The 18,381-nt window shown below is 72.6% G+C and carries 17 protein-coding genes; 7 read left to right on the plus strand and 10 right to left on the minus strand.

All coding sequences use genetic code 11. The annotated features are described in order from the left end of the window. Positions 1–163: 163 nt before the first annotated feature. The 3 genes from WH85_RS05880 to WH85_RS05890 are packed head-to-tail and all read right to left on the minus strand — an operon-like array spanning position 164 to position 2,734. The gene (locus tag WH85_RS05880) at positions 164–595 is read right to left on the minus strand and encodes a hypothetical protein (RefSeq protein ID WP_045740675.1); all 432 of its coding nucleotides are present in this window, start codon (positions 593–595) and stop codon (positions 164–166) included. Between the two features lie 14 nt (positions 596–609). Further along, a complete protein-coding gene (locus WH85_RS05885; protein ID WP_052720183.1) occupies positions 610–1,992 on the minus strand; it encodes an FAD-binding oxidoreductase in 1,383 nt (460 codons plus the stop codon). Between the two features lie 22 nt (positions 1,993–2,014). Beyond that, a complete protein-coding gene (locus WH85_RS05890; protein ID WP_045740676.1) occupies positions 2,015–2,734 on the minus strand; it encodes a GntR family transcriptional regulator in 720 nt (239 codons plus the stop codon). A 70-nt stretch (positions 2,735–2,804) separates the two neighbouring features. Between WH85_RS05890 and deoC the strand changes: the two genes are divergently transcribed. Together deoC and WH85_RS05900 are read left to right on the plus strand one after the other, a co-directional pair. Beyond that, entirely contained in the window at positions 2,805–3,500 is a 696-nt protein-coding gene (deoC, locus tag WH85_RS05895; RefSeq protein WP_045740677.1) for a deoxyribose-phosphate aldolase, read from the plus strand. A gap of 229 nt (positions 3,501–3,729) precedes the next feature. Beyond that, the gene (locus tag WH85_RS05900; protein ID WP_045740678.1) at positions 3,730–4,533 is read left to right on the plus strand and encodes an SDR family oxidoreductase; all 804 of its coding nucleotides are present in this window, start codon (positions 3,730–3,732) and stop codon (positions 4,531–4,533) included. A gap of 229 nt (positions 4,534–4,762) precedes the next feature. Here WH85_RS05900 and WH85_RS05905 read toward each other — a convergent pair whose 3' ends face one another. Further along, positions 4,763–5,203 (minus strand): hypothetical protein, encoded by a 441-nt coding sequence (locus tag WH85_RS05905; protein ID WP_045740679.1) that lies wholly within the window; start codon positions 5,201–5,203, stop codon positions 4,763–4,765. A 263-nt stretch (positions 5,204–5,466) separates the two neighbouring features. On the opposite strand from WH85_RS05905, the gene WH85_RS05910 reads away from it, so the two are divergent. Further along, positions 5,467–6,219 carry a TetR/AcrR family transcriptional regulator gene (locus WH85_RS05910; RefSeq protein ID WP_045740680.1) on the plus strand — a complete coding sequence of 251 codons (753 nt, stop codon included), beginning with the start codon at positions 5,467–5,469 and terminating at the stop codon, positions 6,217–6,219. 117 nt (positions 6,220–6,336) lie between these two features. Here WH85_RS05910 and WH85_RS05915 read toward each other — a convergent pair whose 3' ends face one another. Further along, positions 6,337–7,350, minus strand: coding sequence for a phosphatidylinositol-specific phospholipase C (locus WH85_RS05915; RefSeq protein WP_045740950.1), 1,014 nt, complete (start codon positions 7,348–7,350; stop codon positions 6,337–6,339). Between the two features lie 57 nt (positions 7,351–7,407). Between WH85_RS05915 and WH85_RS05920 the strand changes: the two genes are divergently transcribed. Beyond that, a complete protein-coding gene (locus WH85_RS05920; protein WP_157410801.1) occupies positions 7,408–10,143 on the plus strand; it encodes a hypothetical protein in 2,736 nt (911 codons plus the stop codon). On the opposite strand, the gene WH85_RS05925 is transcribed toward WH85_RS05920, so the two are convergent. Continuing rightward, positions 10,103–10,447 carry a TM2 domain-containing protein gene (locus tag WH85_RS05925; RefSeq protein ID WP_045740682.1) on the minus strand — a complete coding sequence of 115 codons (345 nt, stop codon included), beginning with the start codon at positions 10,445–10,447 and terminating at the stop codon, positions 10,103–10,105. The genes WH85_RS05920 and WH85_RS05925 overlap by 41 nt on opposite strands. An 830-nt stretch (positions 10,448–11,277) precedes the next feature. After that, entirely contained in the window at positions 11,278–12,369 is a 1,092-nt protein-coding gene (locus WH85_RS05930; RefSeq protein ID WP_063775465.1) for a DMT family transporter, read from the minus strand. Positions 12,370–12,442: 73 nt separating this feature from the next. Here WH85_RS05930 and WH85_RS05935 point away from each other — a divergent pair, with 73 nt between their 5' ends. Both WH85_RS05935 and WH85_RS05940 read left to right on the plus strand, forming a co-directional pair. Then, positions 12,443–13,333: a LysR family transcriptional regulator gene (locus WH85_RS05935; RefSeq protein WP_045740683.1), complete on the plus strand. Its 891-nt coding sequence runs from the start codon at positions 12,443–12,445 to the stop codon at positions 13,331–13,333. A 69-nt stretch (positions 13,334–13,402) separates the two neighbouring features. Beyond that, a complete protein-coding gene (locus tag WH85_RS05940) occupies positions 13,403–13,873 on the plus strand; it encodes a hypothetical protein (RefSeq protein ID WP_045740684.1) in 471 nt (156 codons plus the stop codon). 142 nt (positions 13,874–14,015) lie between these two features. Here the strand turns inward: WH85_RS05940 and WH85_RS05945 are convergent, their stop codons facing one another. After that, entirely contained in the window at positions 14,016–15,377 is a 1,362-nt protein-coding gene (locus tag WH85_RS05945; RefSeq protein ID WP_045740685.1) for a glycoside hydrolase family 6 protein, read from the minus strand. A 65-nt stretch (positions 15,378–15,442) separates the two neighbouring features. After that, positions 15,443–16,030, minus strand: a complete 588-nt coding sequence (locus WH85_RS05950; RefSeq protein ID WP_045740686.1) for a S26 family signal peptidase — start codon at positions 16,028–16,030, stop codon at positions 15,443–15,445. Between the two features lie 159 nt (positions 16,031–16,189). On the opposite strand from WH85_RS05950, the gene WH85_RS05955 reads away from it, so the two are divergent. After that, a complete protein-coding gene (locus WH85_RS05955) occupies positions 16,190–17,041 on the plus strand; it encodes a hypothetical protein (protein ID WP_045740687.1) in 852 nt (283 codons plus the stop codon). Positions 17,042–17,051: 10 nt separating this feature from the next. Here the strand turns inward: WH85_RS05955 and WH85_RS05960 are convergent, their stop codons facing one another. Further along, entirely contained in the window at positions 17,052–18,239 is a 1,188-nt protein-coding gene (locus WH85_RS05960) for a S8 family peptidase (RefSeq protein ID WP_045740688.1), read from the minus strand. Between the last annotated feature and the right edge of the window lie 142 nt (positions 18,240–18,381).

The following is an 18,381-nucleotide window of genomic DNA, read 5'->3' on the forward strand; positions in this document are numbered from 1 at the left end:
AGCCCGAGCCGGATCGGCGACATCGTCGCCGCAGCACTTCACCTCATCCATTTCGAATACCGATACCTGACCGCCGCTCGCTGAGATCACGTCAGTGGCCGGGGAATCACTCATGAGTCGGCGCATCGGATGCTCCTCGCTTCGGCGGACCTGCCCTCGTTTCCTACTCTGGCACGGCGGCCGTGTCGACCGGTTTACGCGACGGGGTGAGCAGCAGCAGCGAGGCGATCAGGACGGCGCCGAGCGCGACCATGTTGCCGATCCGGTCGGCGACCGGGAACACGCCCAGGTGCAGCGCGTGCCAGAGGAAGTGCACGCTGTTGAAGGCCGTCCACGCGCCGCCGGTCACCGCCAGTGCGGCCGGGGTGGGCCGCCGCACCGTCCACACGCTGAGCACCAGCAGACCCAGGTAGTGCGCGCCGACATCCCGGATCAGATGTTCGTTGTACGGACCGAGCGCCGACACCCAGCCGCGCCCGGCGATCGGGAAGTCGGTGTGGAAGGAGACCGGGAACGCCGCGGCCCACACCCCGACGACGGCGGCGGTCACGGCCAGGAGCGCGACGAGCACGCGCTTGCCAGAGGGACTGATCATGCAACGAGGACGGGTCAGCCCGGCGGAACGTGACGGAAGAGCCCGTCCGGATCCGACGCGGCGCGGATGCTCCGCAGCCGATCCAGGTGCGCGCCGTGGTAGACCGCCGAGTCGGTGCTCCCCGGCTCCAGGTAGTTGACGTACCGGCCGGCCGACCACGGGGCCATCGCCCGGTGGCCCGCCTCTATCCACGGCCGGGCGGTGGCGTCGTCCACCCCGCGGACCAGCCACTGCATGACCGTCCGGGCATCCCGCCAGGGGTACGCGGTAGCCCCGGCCGGCACCCGCGCGGGCGCCCCGGTCATCCGTTTCAGCTCGGCGCTGCCCGGCCGCCGGTCCCGGGCCCGTTGCGCCACCACGGCCATCAGCGCCTCGACGGCCGCGGGCGGCAGCTCCTGCCGGAAGACCTCGCTGCCCACGTAGTCGGTGGCACGGCGGGTCACCGGGGCCGGGACCTCCGGGTACGTCACCAGTTCGACCGTGACCGACGCCGGCTCCCGGCCGACCGCCCGGCCGAGCACCGCCACCTCGTCGTCCGCGTCGCCGCCGAGGACCAGGCCGCCGAGGCGCACCTCGCAACGGCCTTCGGCGTCGGTGACGAACCGGCAGACCGACCAGGCCTCGTCCGGCGCCGCGGCGATCCGCCGCTGCCATCCGGCGGCGACCTGCGGTCCCGCTTCCCAGGGGTACGCCATGACGAAACTCCCGCCCGTCCCCGCCGGAAAGGTCCGCATCCGCCACGACGTCACCACCCCGAACGCCCCGCCACCGCCGCCGCGCAGTGCCCAGAACAGGTCGGGTTCCCGGTCGGCGTCGACGGTGCGCAGCTGCCCGTCCGCGGTGACGACCTCCGCCGCGACGACCGCGTCGCAGGTCAGGCCCCACGCGGACGCGGACCGGCCGATTCCGCCGCCGCACGTGATGCCGCCGATCCCGACCGTCGCGCAGGACCCGGACGGGATGCCCCGCCCGGCGGTGTGCAGCCGCTGGTAGACGTCGCCGAGCAGCGCGCCGCCGCCGATCGTGGCGGTTCCGCTCGCCGGGTCGGCGTGGACGTCGTCGAGTTCGCGGACGTCCAGGACCAGCGCGGTGGACGAGACGGAGGCTCCGGCGTACGAGTGACCGCCGCCCCGGACGACCACCGGCAACCGTGACGTGCGTGCGAAGCGCACCGCCTCCGCGACGTCGCCCGCGCCGGAGCAGCGGACCACGGCGGGTGGCCGGATGCGGTCGAAGCGCGGGTCGACGAGCCGCCGGGCACTGTCGTAGCCGGCCTGGCCGGGCAGCAGGACCGCGCCGTCGACGCCGGCGGCCAGGGCTTTCCAGTCCGGGCCGGGTGGTGGCGGGATCAGCAGGCCGAGGCCGCCGGTGAGTAACGCGCGACGGGTGAGGCGCATGCCTCAGCGTCGCATCTCCGGCTCAGCCGAGGGGCTCCACGCCGAAAGCCACGTCCAATCGGTACCGGTCACCGGCGTACCGTGACTCGCTCAGCTCCAGCGGCCGGCCGTCCTGGTCGAGGATCAGGCGTTCCTCGACCAGCAGCGCCGAGCCGGGGGTGACCTGCAGCAGCCCGGCGTCCTCCTCGGTGGCCGACTGGGCGGTGAGCGTCGCCGTGCCGCGGACCGGGGTGTGTCCGAGAGCGACCAGAGCCTCGTGCACCGAGCCGGTCAGGTCGGCGTCGAGCAGTGCGGGCACCGTGCCGGGATAGATCGCGCGCTCGAACGCGATCGGCTCCTCGTCGGCGTGCCGCACGCGGTGGATGGCGATCACGTCGCCGGTGCGCAGCCGCAGCCGGGTGGCCTCGACCGTGGTGGGCGGCCGCAGCTCCGCGAGCACCACCCGGGACCAGGGATGTTTGCCCTGTTTGCGGATCTCCTCGCTGAGCCGGACCAGGTTGTCGGCGCGGCGCGGGCCGGTGGGCACCGCGACGAACGTGCCACGGCCCGGAGCGCGGTAGGCGAGGCCGTCGTTGACCAGCTGCGTCACCGCCGCGCGGGCGGTCATCCGGCTCACCCCGTGTTCGCGGGCCAGCTCCGGCTCGCTGGGCAGCGGGTCGTGCGGGCGTGACTGCGCGATCCGGGCGCGCAGCGCCTGCTCGATGCGGAAGTAGCGCGGCGCGAAATCGGGTCCCCCGGACATGCGCCTCACCCTACCCACGATCGCAACCTGTCTAGACAGGTGGCTGTCTAGACAGGTAGTTTTCTGTCCCATGAACTTCACCGTCGCGCAGATCGCCAAGATGATCGACCACTCCATCCTCCGGCCCGAGTTCACGAACGAGGACGTCCGCGAGGGCTGCGCGATCGCACTCAAATACAACGTCGCCTCGGTGTGCGTCCGCCCCGCCGACGTCCCCCTCACCGCGCAGCTGCTCGCCGGCAGCGACGTCAAGGTCGGCACCGTGATCGGCTTCCCGCACGGCGACAGCGCCACCGAGACCAAGGTGGCCCAGACCGAACTCGCCGTCGCCCAGGGCGCGACCGAAATCGACATGGTGCTCAACATCGGCTGGCTGCGCGGCGGCGACATCAACGCCGTCGAGCAGGAGATCCAGGCGATCGTCAAGGCCGCCGGGGACGCCCACGTCAAGGTCATTCTCGAGACGGCGTACCTGACCGACGAAGAGAAGCTGGCCGCCTGCTGGGCGTCCGAGCGGGCCGGCGCCGCCTTCGTCAAGACCTCCACCGGCTTCGCCCCCAAGGGCGCGACCGTCGACGACGTCGCCCTGATGCGCTCCGCCGTCTCGGCAAAGGTGCAGGTCAAGGCATCCGGCGGGGTGCGCACCCTGGACGCGATCCTGGCGATGACGGCGGTCGGCGTCACCCGGTTCGGCTCGTCGTCCACCGCCGACATCCTCGAGGACCTCACCCGCCGTCAGCTCACGGCCCCGGGCGGTCGCGCTTGAGTCTTCTGCCGTACGGGAGAACGACCGGTCCCGCCCCCGCGGCGGACCGGACCGTCCCGCCGTTGGTAGCTCGGCGCGGCTGACCGACATCGATCGTCTGCCGCGCATGCTTGCCGCGGTGCGGGCCGCGGCTCGCCGTGGCGACCGACAGTGATCGCCCGCCGCGCCCGTGGTCCACAGCGGCTGTCGGTGGGATCCGGGAGGCCCGGCGGCGGGATAGGGTGCAGCGGTGACGAGGACGGCATTGGTCACCGGCGCATCGTCCGGGATCGGCAAGGCGACGGCGGCGGCCCTGGTGGCCAAGGGATACCGGGTTCTCGGGACCAGCCGGGAGCCGGCCGCGATCCCGGCCGACCACCGGATCACCGGGGTGGAATACCTGGCGCTCGACCTCGCGTCACCCGCATCGGTGGAGGCGCTCGCGGAGCCGCTGGCCACCGTGGACGTGCTGATCAACAATGCCGGCGAGAGCCAGTCCGGGCCGTTCGAGGAGCTGCCCGGCGACGTGCTGCGGCGCCTGTTCGAGATCAACGTGCACGGTCCGGTGCGGCTCGCCCAACTGGCCCTGCCCGGGATGCGGGCCCGGCGCTACGGCCGGATCGTCATGATCGGCTCGATGCTGGCGTCGTTCCCGCTGGCGTACCGGTCGTCCTACGTGGCGAGCAAAGCCGCCCTCAAGGGTTTCAGCGACGGCGCGCGGCAGGAGCTGACCCCGTTCGGGGTGTGGCTGACCACGGTGGAACCCGGCTCGATCAGCACCGGCATCAGCGAACGGCGCACCAGTTACGTCGCCGACGACTCGGTCTACGCCCCCGAGTTCACCACCATGGTGGCGGCCCTGGACCGCAACGAACGCGCCGGCATCACCGCCGCCCGGGTCGCGGCCACGATCGTTGCGGCCGTCGAGGCTGACCGGCCCGAGCCGCTCTACGCGGTGGGCAGCAGCGCGCCCGCGGTGTTCCTGCTGAAGCGCCTGACCCCGGCGACGTTCATGGAGAAGCTGGTCCACCGCAGGCACGACCTGAACCGCTAGAAACGTCCCCTGGCAAGGCTGCCAACCCCGTCCGCGTGGTGATTTGGGGCGCCCAGCACGCCCGTAGTCACCACGGTTCAGGTTGGGTGTGGTGATTTGGGGCGCCCAGCACGCCCGTAATCACCACGCCCACGTCGGGTGTGGTGACCTGGGGCGTGCAGCGCGGCCGTAGTCACCATGCGGACTGACCGCGGAACGTGGCTGGGGCTATCAGGAGAGAACCGGCCTGTCAGCGGCGGCCGGTTGCCAGGGCTACCAGGAACTGGCCGGCGCCGGGTTCGACGGAAGCGGTCACCGGCAGGCCGGGTGCCAGACGGGAGAAGCGGTCGACGAGCCAGTCGGCGGCGTCCTGGGCGTCCTTGCGGCTCGCGCAGCGGGCCACCAACTCGCGGCCGCCCTTGCGTTCGAGGCGCTCCGCGACGGTGATCAGCGGGGCGGGTTCGATCACCTGGAGACGGTCCGGCCAGGCGATGACGACCTTCACGGCGCCCTTGCGGGTGTTGCAGGCGCGGTGGGCGAGGCGTTCGGCGATCTTGGCCTTGCGGTCGGCGGTGCGGCTGTCGACGCTGGGGCCGCGGGGATCGTTCACCGACATGTCGGCGTCGACCCGCTCGTCGCACACCCAGCAGCGCCAGCCGTCACGTTCGGCCACGTCATTCAGGAGAGTCACCCCAGCAACCTAGCCTGCCACCGTCCCCGGTCGGCGGGCACGTCCGTCTGCCACACGTCTGTGCTGTGGCGCGCCCGTCCTGCCGGTGGACCTCTCGGTTTCCCGTCGATCTTGAACGTTCGACCACGTCCAGGTGTGGTCGAACGTTCAAGATCGGATGTCCTGGGGCGACCGGCGGGCGGGCGGCCGTCAGGGGCGCCGGGGCGGGTGTGGCACGTGGTGGGCGTTGACGGAGTGAGTACTCACTCCGTAGCTTGACGGGTATGGCGAACACAGTGGACCGCCGGCGAGCGGCGGGGATGAGTCCGGAGCGTCGGCGGGAGACCATCGTGCAGGCGGCGCTGCCGCTGGTGGCCGAGCTGGGCGCGGCGGTGACGACGGCGAAGATCGCGCGGGCGGCCGGGATCGGCGAGGCGACGATCTTCCGGGTCTTCGACGACAAGAACGCGGTGCTGCGGGCCTGCATCGTCGCGGCGATGGATCCCGCGCCGGTGCTGGAGGAGCTACGGTCGATCCCGCTGGAGCAGCCGATCGAGGCGCGGTTGGCGGAGGCGGTCTACGCGCTCGAGGCCCACCTGTCGCGGATGGGCGCGGTGGTGGGGGCGATGAGCGTGGCGAGTGGGGGCCTGTTCCGGCCCCGGCCACCGGGCGGCTACCGCGACGATCACGGGCCGGCCCGTCCACGGCGGGAGAGCGGCGATCAGGTGCCGGACGGCGGTGATCAGGCGCCGGCCCGGCCCCGGTCGGTCGGCGACGGGCCGGGGGAGCGGCAGGATCACGCGGCCGCGTTCGACCGGGCAGCGTCGACGGCGGCCACCCGGCAGGCGATCCTCGAACTGATCGAACCGGATCGTGACCGGCTGCGGCTCCCGGCCGAGGCGGTGGCGGCGGCGTTCACCGGGCTGTTCATGGGACGGGGCCGTCTGCCCGGCGCGGGCGAGCCGGAGGTGACCGTGGAACAGCTCGTCGACCTGTTCCTGCACGGCGCGATGGTCTTCGCCGAGGACCACGACTGAGATGCCGGACGGGGGACATGGTACCGGAGTGGCGTCATGTCCCACGACGACGGAGAGCTTCCGGAAACGGGACGCGCGTGATGCGGGCCGGGGCGGGCGTGTGCTTTCGGCGTACCCCTAAATGTTGTGGGAAATGATTTTGTCGATCAGGCCGCCACCGGGGAAGTCGAGCACGATCACGCCGGTGCGGACGACCGGGGTGTGCACCTCCGGGCCCTCGTTCAGATAGATGAGCAGGAACGGATTGACGCCCTGCACACCGAGGGAACCCCCGGCCACCTGATAGGGCTGGGCGAAGAGGCTCGAGCCGCTGGCGAAATTGACGTACATCAGGCTCGGGTCGGCGGCGCTGGTGACGTCGAGGAAACGCCGGACCTGGTCGCGTTTGGTGGCGATGGCCCCGACGCTCGACACCGTGTAGTTGTCCTGGACGTAGGTCGACGAACCGTCGTTCCAGCCGGAGAACTGCGACAGGCCGTAACCGGCGAAGTTCCCGCCGCGCGGGCCGTGCATCGCCGCGAGGACGACCTTTCCGCGCACGGCGCCCAGGGTGGGGACGGATGCCTTGGCGGTACGCGAGACCGACGGCGCCCAGAACAGTCCGAGATAGCGGGCCGTGTAGCCGTCGAAGATGTCGGTGAAGCCGTTCTGGCCGCTCGCGTCGGTGCACGATCCGATTTCGCCGGTGCACTCCTGCTTGAACCGCAGCACGACCGTTTCGCCGGGGTGCGCGGACAGGAACGACGACAGTTTCGTGAGGACGTCGTCGAAGTTGGCGTTCTGATAGGTCGCGCCGTGATGAATCGTGAACGTGTTGCCGGAGTTCACCCGGGCCCGCACGTCGATCATGCGGATGCCGGCGGTGAGCTGTGCGGTCAGGGTGGCCGCGCTCTCGCCGAAGTTCTCCTGTGTCTGGGTGAGCGAGCCGCCGAGGATCGACAGCGTCTCGTGGGTGCCGGGGATGGACAGGGCCGACAGACTGCGCGAGTCCGGCAGCGAGCGCATCCAGTCGGGGTTGGACGCGGTGCTCAGAGTGCGGTAGGAGGCGTCGTCGGCGTGTGCCGCCTGGGGAGCGACGAGGACCGCGCCGACGACGAGGGGGATGAGGAGCAGGGACCGCTTGCGCTTCATGGACAGCAGGCTATCGATCTTCCGATTGTTGTCGTACCCCCGCGTTAGATTCCCGGCATGGTTCTGCAGTGGGGGGTTCTCGACCGGCATGCCCGGCGCGGCGATGCCGTGACCGTCGCGGCGCTGCTGGCGGCGGCCGGTGAGGCGGAGCGGCGTGCGCTGGCGTCCGAGGTCGAGGCGCGGACGCGGGCGATGCGCGAGCCGGCCGGCGCCCACGGCCTGATCGTTCTGGGCACGATGCCGTCGGCGGCCCGGGCCGCCGCGCTGCTCTGCCGCCGGGACATGCGGGCGGTCTGGGGGCAGATCCCGCCGGACACCGCGGTCGCGCTGCTCCGGGCCCGCGGCGTCGCGTGGACGGGTGACCTGGCCGTCCGGCTGGCGTCCCGGCTGCGCACCGAGGACCGCTGGTTCGGCGGGTGGGACCTCGTGTCGGGCCTGCTGATCGAGGCCGGGCGGATGCCGCCGGTCACCGAGGGTGTGGTCGCCGGCTGGCTGCCGGCGTCGGGGCGCGACCTCGGTGCCGGCCCCTTCCTCGACCTGCTGCTGCCGGGGGTGTTCGCGTTCGACCTTCTCGACCTGGCGACCGCCGAGCAGATCGCGGTGCTGGTGGCGTCCGGGCGGCTGGCCCGCGGGCAGATCCTGGAGGCGACCGTCGACCGGCTGGTCCGGGGCGGCACGGGTCCGCGGCTGCGGCCGTTCCTGCACCTGCACGAGGAGCTGGAGCCCACCGTGGACGAGACGGCCGGGCACGTCGCCGACTACGCGCGGCTGCTGACCGACGGCCCGTCCACGGTCGCCCGGGCCGGGCAGCGGGCGCTGCGGGCGCTCGACGACGCCGGGATGCTCGAGGTGGAGGTGCTGCTCGAGGTCAGCGCGGCGGTGCTGGTCCGTAAGGAGAAGACGCTGGTGACGGCCCAGCTGGGTTGGCTGGCGCGGCACGATCCGGCGGTGGTGCGGCCGGTGGCCGAGGTGGCGTTGACCCACCCGGCTCTGGACGTGCAGGACCTGGCGCGGGCGCTGGTCGGCACGGCCCCGGCCGTCGAGGCGTCACCCGGATCCGGCTCGCTGCTGCGGCCCGTCCTGTCCGCGCGGCCCGGATCGCCGTCGCGGCCCGTCTCGTTGCCACCGGTCGCCGAGGCGGGTGTGATGCCGCCGCCGCTCAGCGGGGCCGTGGAGCTCGCCGAGGAGATCGCGGTCCTGATGCACGAGGAGGACGCCGTCCGGTGGGAACGCGTGCTGGCCGGGCTGGTCGCGTTGCCCGCCGGGGCGGACCGGTCGGCGCTGCGAAACCTGGTGCAGCGGCACGGCGGCGAGTTCGGGCAGACCCACTGGCCGGCGCGGCCCCAGTTCCAGCACCTCGGGGCGGTGATCCGGGCGGTCCTCGACGGATGCGCCGGTGACCTGGAGACCGAGTCGGTGCAGGGCCCACCCGACCGGCTGTTGGGCCTGCGGATCGCCGAGATCGCGACGCGACTCGTCGCCGAGCCGGTGCCGATGCTGGTGGCGACACCCACCCGGGTCAACGGGAGCCTGGACGCGGCGACGCTGGTCTCGCGCCTGCGCCGGGCGCAGGAGGACGGGTGGCAGCCCTGGCCGGTCGACTTCGAGCAGGCGCTGCTGCGGCTGCCCCGGGGCACCGACCCGGCGGTCGCCGACGGGCTGACCTCACCGGCCGGGGTGCGCCTCGCGCGGTGGCTGGCCGCGGGTGGCCTGGCCGACCCGGTGAGCACCCGCGCGGAGCAGAAAGGGACACCGCGGCGGATCGTGACACATCTGAGCCCGGCACGGCCCCCGACACTCGAGGTCGAGGAACCGCTGGTGTCGTGGACCCGCTACCTGGTCTCGGAGTGGGATCGGGGGCCGTGGATCACGGATTTCTCGGTGCTGGCGGCGGCCCTGCCCCATCATCGCGAGGTCAGCGCGGCCTGGGCGATCTCCGAGCTGGCCCGCGCGGGCGACAGCGACGTCCGCGGGCCCGGCTTGCTGCTGCCCCTGCTGGCGGAGTGTGACGGGCCGATCGGGCCGGCGTTGACGGCGGGGCTGGCCTACGTGCTGGCCGCCGGGCACGAGACCGACCGGGTGGCGGCCGTCGACGCGTTCCTGCTGCTGGCGGCGGGGGCCGAGCCGTTCGCGGCGGCGGTCGGGGCGGAGCTCGGCTACCTGGTGGCGAACCAGCGGGTGAAACTCAGGCGGGCGGTGCAGTCTCTGGGCGACGCGCATCGGGCGGGAGCGTCGGCCGCGGTGTGGGAGGTGATCGTGGCGGCGGTGCCCGCGGTCCTGGCGGCCGGCTCGCACGGGCTGGCCGACCTGCTGGAGTTGGGTGCGCAGGTGCGGTCGGCGGTCCCGGAGGGCGAGGTTTGCCCTACGGGCGGGTCGTGTTCCGGCGGTGAGTCCCCTGCCACGGGCGACTCTCCTTCTGCCGGCCCATCGCCGGTGGGCGGCATCTCCTCCGTGGGCGGCATCTCCTCCGAGGGTGAGACGGCCTCCGAGGAGGGCGAGACGTCCTCGGATGGCGGATCCACGCCATCGAGCGATGCCTTCCCGGCGAACGGCGCCGTTTCTGCGGGTGGGCCTGACTTCGCGGGCGTGGGTTCTTCGGTGAGCGGGGCTTCCTCACCCGTCGACTCACCCGTCGACTCACCCGTCGACTCACCCGTCGATGTGGGACCGCCCGCGCTGGCGGAGATGGCGGAAGTGGCGGCTTGGCATGCGCTCGCCGGGCTGGCGGAGCAGAAAGGGAAGGCGCGGGTGGTCAGAGAGGCGCGACGACTGCGGGCGGCGATGGCGGGGTGAGGTCCAGGATGCCGTAACGGTCCATGACGGCGGCCCGGCGCCGCTGGTTGACGGCGTGGACACGACGGCCGACGAAGAACAGGTCGACGACGGTCCAGACACCCAGACCGCCGAAGGTGAAGAGCATCGCGATCGACCGTGCGGTGTCACCGAGGTAGAAGCGGTGGCCGCCGATCAGACCGAGCACGCACCAGAGGGCGTAGGCGACACGGGGATCCTTCTTGACCGATTCGTACTCGAACTCGGCACGCTGAACCCGGAGACGCTCCCACTCGGGGAGTGGGCTCGGGTTCTCCGGAATCATGGCGGCAACGATAGCGCCCGGTTCGGGACCCGCGGTCCTCCCCCGGGAGGAGATCGACGCCCGGCTTGGCGACGCGAGTGGGGATGTCTGGCTTCCCCTGGGCGGTTGGCGGTCTCCGTGTGCGGCGAACGCGGGCATGTTGCAGGCCCGGTGCCCGGGCGCTGGGGGCGTGCGGATGGCAGGGCTGCCGTGTCGGTGATGTGTGCGGGCTGCGGGGCTGCGGTGGGCGTGCGGGCTGCGGGGCTGCGGGGCTGCGGTGGGCGTGCGGGCTGCGGGGCTGCCGTGGGGCGGTGGGGGCAACTACCGTGTGGCGCATGGTTGCGCAGCGGGCGGTCGCGGTGGTGGGGAGCGGCCGGGGGGAGTTGGACTACTACCTGGTGGCGGGCGGGATCCTGGTGGAGGAGTTCACACGGGCGGCGGACCACACCGCGGTCGGGCTTCGTGGACTGCACTGGGCGGCGGGCACCCGACGGTGGAGCGATGGGGTGGAGGTCGGGCGCGCGTTGCGTACACGAGAAGGCGCCGCGGCCGAGGCGATCAGCCGGACCACCGCGGAGGAGGTCTATCGGCGCCTCGGTGGTGGGGAACGATTGCCTGACGAGGGTGCGCTGAGGGCCGGATTTCCGCCGGGGGAACGGTTTCCGGTGGCGTCGATGCTGCGGCTGGGGCCGGACGAACCGGGGGAGCGGCTCTACCGGGTGCTGCTGGCGGGGCGTCCTCCCGAATGGGCGGTGCGGTCGCGGGGGCGGCGGCAGGTCGGTGCGGACCGGTTCGGATGGGAGTTGCGGACGGTGGGCAACGGCGTGGCCTGGGCGCTCGACGTGACCGTCTCACTGGCGGGTGCGGACGACGGCGGTGGGCGTGGTTCCCATCGTGCCGACGGCGGTGGGCGTGACCCCCACCGCGCCGACAGTGGTGGGCGTGACCCCCATCGCACCGACAGCGGTGGGCGTGACCCCCACCGCACCGGAGGCGGGCGCGACGGCGACGCCGGGGGCGGGTACCGCGCCGTCTACGGCGGTGACAGCGTCGGGGGAGTGCTGCGGGAGCTGACCGGGATGGTGCGTGGCATGGGGCTGGTCCCGGTCACCACCGAACGGTTCCGGTGACGGGTCGGGGGTGGGTTCCACGGAGAGTTTGCGTCCCCAGTACGTTCCGATGAGCACCAACGCTATGCCTGCGGTGGTCGCCCAGCCCAGGGTCTCGCCGCCGATCAGGACGCCGATGACGACCGCCCAGACCGGTTCGGTGCCGAGCAGCAGGCTCGCCCGCCCGGCGGAGGTGCGCTGCAACGCCCACAGCTGGGCCAGGAAGGCGAACACGCTGCAGCCCAGCGCCAGGTAGAGCACACCGCCCCACTCGGCCGGACCGTAGGCGCGGGCCGCCGGCACCAGGCCCGGGGCGAACAGGACCGTGCCGACCAGCAGCTGGATCGTCGTCAGCGGGACCGGGTCCAGGCCCCGGGTGAGCCGGGCGGAGAGCAGCACGTGCACGGAGCGGACCACCGCCGCCGCGAGCATCAATCCGTCGCCGAGCGACGGCGCCCGTAGGCCGGGACCGGCCACCAGCAGGATCACGCCGGCGACGGCCACCCCGGCGGCCAGCAGGAACCGGCCGGGTTGCCGGTCGAGCGCGGCGGTGATCAGGATGGTCAGGCTGATGAGGACGCCGGCGTTGCTCGCACTGGTCATCGACACGCCGTAGGTCTCCAGGACCAGCACCGATGCCTGGGTCAGGCCGAGCAGCACTCCGACGCGGACCGTGCGTCGGGTCGGGCGGCGGAATGCCAGGGACGGCAGCATCACCGCGGCGGAGATCGCGTATCGGAGGGCGAGCAGGCCGATCACCCCGGCGGCGAGGGTCAGGTTCTTGGCGGTGAGGTAGCTGCTGCCCCAGACGACCGCGACGACGAGAAGTAGCACGGTCGGAAGCCTGCCGCGCCCTGACCGTGAAGACAAGAAGGCACCTGCTGAATCGATAGTGTAGTAAATACTAATGGATCTGCATCACCTGCGGCTGCTGCGCGAACTCGGCGAGCGGGGCAGCGTCGCCGCCGTGGCCCGCGCCCTGCACATCACCCCGTCGGCGGTGTCGCAGCAGCTCAAGGCGTTGCAGCGGACCGCCCGGGCGCCGCTGACCGAACGTCGCGGGCGGCGGCTGGCGCTGACCCCGGCCGGCCGGGCCCTCGCGTCCGCGGCGGTCGACGTGTTCGAGGCGCTGGACCGGGCGGACCGGGCCGTCGGGGCATATCTGGAGGATCCGGACGAGCCGGTCACGGTGGCGGCGTTCCACAGTGCGGCGCTCACCTACTTCCCGCCGTTGCTGCGGTCCGGTTTGCCGGTGCGGTGCGTGGACGCCGACGTGGCGCAGGCCGACTACCCGGCGCTGGTCGCCGACTACGACCTGGTGGTGGCGCACCGGCTCGCGCACAGTCCGCCGTGGCCGGCCGGGCAGGTGAGCGTCATCCCGCTGATGCAGGAGCCGCTGTTCGTCGCGCTGCCCACCGGGCACCGGCTGGCCGGGGACGACCGGCTGGCGACCGCTGACGTCGCGGCCGAGCCGTGGATCAGCGTGCACGACGGGTTCCCGCTGGAGGGCATCCTGGCGGCGGTCGCCGCGGCGGCCGGGCGTCCCTTGGAGATCCGCCACCGGATCAACGAGTTCAGCGTGGCGGCGGCGCTGGTGGCGGCGGGGGCCGGGCTGGCGTTGCTGCCGGGGTACATCCGGGTGCCGGGTCCGGGGGTGGTGCTGCGGCCGCTCGCGGACATCCCGGCGGGACGGCACATCGACGTTCTGTCGCGGCCGGAGACTTTGCATCGTACGACCGTTCGTGCAGTCGTCGAGCAACTGCATGAGGTGTCGGCACTGCGCGCGGCGGCCCCGTGATGGTGTGGAGAGTGTGAAGGTTCTGCGCAGACGCCCCGGAACAGGCGGCGCAAGGTCCACAATCCAGTCGTGATCACGAAGCGGTGGGTGGCGTACTCCGCCCTGTTCGGACTGGCCGGCCTGTGCGTCGCGGCGGTGGCCGTGGCCGCCGTGAGCGTCGCCGGCTCCATGCTGGTCACCGAGGCGGCCCCGCCGGAGGAGGACTTCCAGGGCGCGTGGTGCTCCGCACAGGGCGACGTGCTGACCTTGGACCCGGGCAACCGGTTCACGCTGGTGCCGATGTCGGCGGCCTTCGCCGGGCAGATCACGTTCGTCTCCACCGAGAGCTTCGCCCGGGAGTCGGCGGCCGGCCGGTGGTATCTCGACACGAGCGGCGCCGACCTGATGGACCCGCGGCCGGTGCGGATCGGGGTGGACGTCGACCTGCTCGACGACCGGCCGATCGACGGCGAGAGCCTCGATCTGAACGCGGTCGAGGTGGACGGCGGCTGGGCCCTGCACCTGCAGTCGCTGAGCCTCACCGCCTGCCCCGGCCTCTGAGCAGCCGACGTCCGTCCTCCGTGCCGCCGCGCAGGTGCTCCCCGGGGTCCGGCAGGAGACGGCACGGCCGCCGGGCCGCCCGGCGGCGGACGGCTGACGGCGACCGGGTACGGGCCCGGGCGAACCGCCCGGGCCCGCAGCTTCAGGCGGTGGCGCAGGTCAGGCTGGGCGTGGTGACGCCGCCGGACGCGAGGAGGCCGAACTGCGCGGTGGCACGCGCGGCGAGGGCTCCGTTCCAGGACACATTGCGTACGCTCACCGCACTGCCGCTGGTGGCCAGTGTCCCGTTCCAGACCTGACTGATCGACTGTCCCGAGGCGAGCGTCCAGGTGACCGTCCACGCGGAGATCGGCGCGTCGCCCGCGGTCACGGTCACCTCGGCCTGGAACCCGCCGGACCAGGTGCTCGTGGTCCGATAGGAGGCGCTGCACGCGGTTCCCGCCGGCGGCTGCCCGGAAGGACTGGCCGACGGGCTGCTCGACGGGCTGCTCGGCGGGCTACTGGGCGAAGTGGTCGGATCCGCCACCCCGGTGGCCAGGCTGTATGCCAGGGACGGCTGGAACGAACCGGCCGCGAAGGCGCATCCGTCCGCTTCCCCGGGCGGCTTCACCCACAGGAATCCGTCGATGGCGTCGTCACCGGTGGCCAGGGTCGGGTAGCGGCCGATCCGCCGGTCGGTGTTGTCGTCGCCGCACCAGTCGCCGGCCGCTCCGCCGTTGCGGCTGGTGTCGATGATCTGGCGTTTGCCCGTCACGCCCTGGCCGTTCAGGGCGCTGATGATGGCACGCCCGTACGCCGTCTCCGCGCTCGTGGGCTGGAAGTTGGAGACGTTGGTGTAGAAGCCGTCGGCGACCGCGACGCCCGCGGCGACCAGGCGGGCGGCCTGGTCGGACGCGCTGTTCCACGCCGAGTGCCCGCCGTCGAGGTAGACCTTGGCGTTGGCGTTCGCCGCCTTCAGGGTCTGCACGGCGGTCCGCAACGCCTGGTTGCGGGCGTTGATCTCGCTGCTGTTCAGGCAGGTCAGCAGGGCGATCGAGTCGGTCTCCAGAATGATCACCACGGTGCGGTCGCCGAGTCCGCGGGACAGGTTGGTGATCCAGCTCTGGTATTGGGTGAGGTCGGGGGCGCCGCCGGAGCTCGCACCCCCGCAGTCGCGGTTGGTGATGCCGTAGACGCTGAGCACCGGCACCTGGGACGCGGCGTTGGCGGCGCCGACGTACTCGGCGACCTCGGCCTGGACGGTGTTGATGTTGAAGTTCGCCACCCAGCGGGCGGCCGGCTGACTGGCGATCCGGGTGTTGATCACGGTGGTCCGTGAGTCGCTGGGGTTGGCGGCGACCCAGCGGGCGGCCGCGCTGTCCGGGTCGCGGTAGAGCGTGCCGGACAGTGTGCCGGCGGAGGCGGTCCCGGTGGTGAGCGCGACGCCGGCCGCGGCGGTGGCGCACGCGACGGTGGCGGCGAGCAGCGCCGACCGGATCTTGGGGGAACGGGGGGATGGGGACATGGCTCCTCCTGAGGACGGTGTGGGAGCGCTCCCAACATAAGCCGTGTCTCAGTGATCGGCAACTGTCAATGACATGAGGCCCGGTTCCGGCGCCACACCGGCAGTGCGGCGAGGAGGATCAGCGCGAGGCCGGCCGCGGCCACACGGGACGTCCACACCAGGGTGCGCACCGCCGGATCGGGCAACGTGGACGCCCGCGAACCGGAACCGATCACCGCGATGACCCGGCCGCGCACCTCGCCGGCGGCCACCGTGCCGTCGCCGGCCGCCGCCACCTCCCGCGAGTCGAGGAGCACGGCAGGGTCGTCGCCGAGCAGGAACAGCCGGTCCCGCGGGACCTTGACGGTGAACGCGCCGTGCCCGGCGTTCATCGGCAGGCCGTCGACGAGGATCCGGCCGGCGGCGTCGCAGCAGGACACGAAACTGCCGGCGGTGGCCGCCACCCGTGCGGCCCGGTCGCCGACCAGCACCACGTCACCGCGGACGGCGTCGTGGGTCCAGGTGTCCACGACGATCCGGTCACCCGGTCCGATCAGCGGGGACATCCCGGCGGCCGGCACCGCGTGCACGCGGTAGCGCACCAGGAGCAGGGCGGTGGCGGACAGCAGCAGGGCCAGTCCGAGCCCGCGGCAGGTCCTGCGGATCCGCTCCATCACGCCAGCTTGCTATGCCCCCGCAACCCGCTCAAGACCTCCCGCAAGTGTGAATCACCGTGGATGGCCGCACCCCTTCCATGATCCACCTCGTTCGATGCTCGCAGTGGCTTCCCGTTCCGCGGGGCCGGCCACCCTCTCGACCCCCAGGAGTCCCGCATGCCGCCCGTTGAGACGAACCGAGCACGAGTCGCGCGGCGCAGCGTCCTGGCCGCGGTCTGCCTCGGTTCCCTGGCCGCGGCGGTGTGGGGGAAACCGGTGCTCGGTGGGCTCAGCGTCGTGACCGGGGCGGTGATCGTCGCCCAGGAGTGGCGGGTACGTCGGCCCGAGGAGGATCTCGCGTCCGCGGTCGACGCCGCGTGGCCGCTGCCGGCCGGCGGTACGATCGCCCTGCGCTGGATGCGGGACGCCGACCTGAGCCATCCGGACGCGGCGACCCCCGATGTGGATCCCTCGGTGCGTTACCTGCTGGACGGCGCGGACCCGGAGCGGGCCGCGGCCCGGCTCGCCGCCCTGTTCCGTCAGGTTCCGGAACGTCGTCTGGTGATCGTGGGGGAGGGTGCCCGGGCGATGGCGGTCCTGCTGCTGCGCGGGCTGCTGGCCGGCCGCGCCGACGGCGATCCGGTGCCGGTGCTGCTGGACCTCGCGTCCTGGGACCCGGGAGCCGGGGGCCTGACCCCGTGGATCCGGCGGCAGGTCGCGGACCTGCACCTGGGCGGCCGCCGGGACGTGGCCGCGGAACTCGTCGACCGGGGCAAACTGATGATCATTCTGGACGGGCTGGACACGCTGCCCGGTGACGTCACCCGCGACCTGGACCGGTACCCGGCGGTGGTGCTGCTCGGCCGTTGCGGCGCGCGCCTCGACCGTGCCCCGGCGATCCGGCTGCTGCCGCGGCAACGGGACGGCGCAGGCGACCCGCGGCAACGAGACAGCGGAGCCGATCCGCGGGAACGGGACGGCGCACGCGACCGGACGGCCACGGGAGCGGCCGTCCGGCGTACACGATGAGGATGATCTGTCAGCTGGAGAGGGTGGCGGTGTAGAGGAGACGGTTCGGGGAGCCGGTGCCCGGGCTGGTGACCACGCCGGTGGTGGCGGCGTCGACGATGGCCGCGTTGACCGTGGTGACCGAGGCTCCCGGGTGGGCGGCCAGGTAGAGCGCCGCCGCGCCGGCGACGTGCGGGGCGGAGAAGGACGTGCCGCTTCCGGTGTAGGTGGCGGTGTTGCTGGTGCGCCAGGCCGAGGTGATCGAGACGCCCGGGGCGAACAGATCGAGCACCGAGCCGTAGTTGGACCAGGACGCCTTGGCGTCGGTGTTGCTGGTCGCGCCCACGGTCAGGGCCTCGGTGACGCGGGCCGGCGAGGTGGTGCTCGCGTTGACGCCCGAGTTGCCGGCGGCGATGGTGTACGGGATACCCGCCGTGATCGACCGGCGGACCGCCGCGTCGAGGGTGGTGCTGGTGCCGCCGCCGAGCGACAGGTTGGCGACCGACCGGCCGGCCACGGCGTTCGCGGTCACCCAGTCGATGCCCGCGATGACACCGGCGGTGGTGCCGGAGCCGTCGTTGCCGAGCACTCGGACGCCGACGACGTTCGCGCTCTTCGCCACGCCGTACGTCGAGCCGACCGCCACGCCCGCGACGAACGTGCCGTGGCCCTGGCCGTCCTGAGCGACGTTGTCGCCGTCGACCGCGTCGTAGCCGTAGCTGGCACGGCCGCCGAAGTCCTGGTGCGTGATCGTGATCCCGGTGTCGATGACGTACACCGTGACGCCGCTGCTCGGGCCGTAGGTGTAGGTGCCGCTCAGCGGCAGTGCCCGCTGGTCGATGCGGTCCAGTCCCCACGGCGCGGACGACTGGGTGTCGGCGATCCGGACGACCTGGTCGGCCTCGACGGAGGCGACCGACGGGTCGGCGGCCAGGCGGGCGGCCTGCGCGGCGGACAGCTTCGCGGCGTAGCCCTCGACGGCGTGGCCGAAGACCTTGCCGACGCTGCCGCCGTAGCGCTGGGCGAGCCTGTCGGCCTTGGCCTGGTCGATCTGCTGCCCGTTCTTGAGGGTGACGAGGTAGCTGCCGGCGATGGCGTTCGGGCTGTCCGCGGCCAGGATGGTGCCGGTCTTCGGAGCAGCGAAGGCGGGCGTCGCCGCGGTGGCGGCGACGGTGGCGGCGACGATCACCGCGGCGGCTCTGGTGGACTTGAGTCGCATTGTTCCTCCGGGGGTCGAGACGTCCGGTTGACGCCTGCCCATGACGTTAGGGAGGAAATATTGATTGACGATCAACGATGTTTTAGGAAGTCGACACGGTCCTGTTGACGAAAATGCTCGGATGTTTCGGGCGCCGCCCGAT

Source organism: Actinoplanes rectilineatus, assembly GCF_000962825.1.
Taxonomy (GTDB): domain Bacteria; phylum Actinomycetota; class Actinomycetes; order Mycobacteriales; family Micromonosporaceae; genus Actinoplanes; species Actinoplanes rectilineatus.